General features: G+C 71.2%; 1 protein-coding gene. It reads right to left on the bottom strand.

Going from position 1 to position 1876, the window contains the following annotated elements; all coding sequences use genetic code 11:
• Window positions 1-735 precede the first annotated feature (735 nt).
• A partial coding sequence (locus VIB55_RS23225) for a S9 family peptidase (RefSeq protein ID WP_331879062.1) occupies window positions 736-1876 on the bottom strand: 1141 nt, incomplete at its 5' end.

The raw sequence follows: 1876 nt of genomic DNA, 5'->3' as shown, positions 1-1876 counted from the left end.
CCCCGCGGGGGAAGGGAGCCAGTCCGGTGCGCTCCGGCGGTTGCCGTCCGGGGGGGAGAGGTTGGAGGGGGGCGCCGCGGACACGCCGGCCCTGCTGGGGCGACTGAAGTCGCGGCAACGACGGCCCGAAGTCCGCCTTCGCGGACTGCATGCGTAGTCGAGCTCGCGTAACGGGCCGAAGCGTACACGAATTCTCCCCTCTCCGCATGCGCAGCATGCGGGGAGCGGCCGGGGGAGGGGCCTCCCCGAGGCATGCGCCGGCCATTCGAAACGCCCCCACCGTCCGCAAACGGAGACGAAACCGAGGCCCACGCACTGGTGACGCTACCGCGCCCGGGCTTGGAAGTGCCCCCGGCTAGATCCTTCGCCCCGCGAGGGATGTTGTACGGGCTGGCACGGTGCGCTTGGGGCTCAGGATTGATAGATTGCGCGGAAAGGGCCGGTGTCGCGCACGGCACTGGCTCCCTTCCCCCGCGCAGTTTGCGGGGGAAGGGCTGGGGATGGGGGGCGCCGCGGCATGCGCCCGATCTCGCCTGACCCGGCGCGAAGTTCTCCCCTCTCCCGCTTGCGGGAGAGGGGCCGGGGGAGAGGGCAGCCGGGGAGTGCGCCGGCCCATCCGAAGCGCACGATACCCTGTTCCCGGAAACACGAAGGCGGCGGACCGAACCAGTCCGCCGCCATCGCATCCCTCACGCACTAACGCACTAACGCACTAACGCACTAACGCACTTCCCCTCACCGCGACGCCGGCGTCGCCGCAGCCCCGCGCGGGCCGGCGCGCTTCACGTACCGGTCCAGCCAGTTGATGGTCTCGGCGATGGTGTGCAGCGTGCTCTCGCGGGCGCGGTAGCCGTGCGCCTCCAGCGGCAGCACCACGTAGCGAACCGTGGCGCCGTGCCCCTTGAGCGCCGCGTAGAAGCGCTCGCTCTGGATGGGGAAGGTGCCGCTGTTGTCGTCGTTGGCGCCGTGGATCAGCAGGATGGGCTCGTTCACCTTGTTGGCGTAGGTGAACGGGCTCATCCGCGTGTACGTGTCGGTGGCCTCCCAGTACGTGCGCTGCTCGGCCTGGAAGCCGAAGGGCGTCAGCGTGCGGTTGTAGGCGCCCGACCGCGCGATGCCGGCGCGGAACAGGTCGCTGTGCGCCAGCAGGTTGGCCGTCATGAAGGCGCCGTACGAGTGCCCGCCGATGGCGATGCGGTCGCGGTCGGCCACGCCCAGCTCCACCACCTTGTCCACCGCCGCCTGCGCGCTCGCCACCAGCTGCTCCACGTAGGTGTCGTTGGGCTCCACCTGTCCCTCGCCGATGATGGGCATAGACGGGTTGTCGAGCACCGCGTACCCTGCCAGCAGCACGAACAGGTGGCTGGTGCCGCCCGGGCGCGAAAAGCGGTTGGGCGAGTCCTGCACCTGCCCCGCCGACGCCGCGTCGCGGAACTCCGCCGGGTACGCCCACATCAGCAGGGGCAGCCGGCCGTCGCGCCGCGCGTCGTAGCCGGGCGGCAGGTACAGCGTGCCGCTCAGCTTTACCCCGTCCGCGCGGGTGTAGGTGATCAGCTGCCGCTGGATGCCGGCCAGCTGCGGCGCCGGATCGGGGAAGGTGGTCACCGCGCGCGCCCGCCCGGTCGGCAGCGTGCGCACGTAGTAGTTGGCCGGCTCCGTCAGGCTTTCGCGCCGGGTGAGCACCTGGCTTCCATCCGGCCGCAGCACGGCGACGACGGACTCGAAGTACGGGTCCGCCGCCCGCCACAGCCGCCGGCTCTGCCCCGTCGCCACGTCCATCACGTCCAGGAACGGGTAGTTGCCGCGCTCCGAGGCGCCCTGCGAAGTAAGGAAGATGCCGCGCCCGTCGGCCGTGAACTGCATCACCGTGTGCCCG

Source organism: Longimicrobium sp. (assembly GCF_036554565.1).
In the GTDB taxonomy this organism is placed as follows: Bacteria; Gemmatimonadota; Gemmatimonadetes; order Longimicrobiales; family Longimicrobiaceae; genus Longimicrobium.
This window is presented reverse-complemented; position numbering and strand designations above follow the sequence as displayed.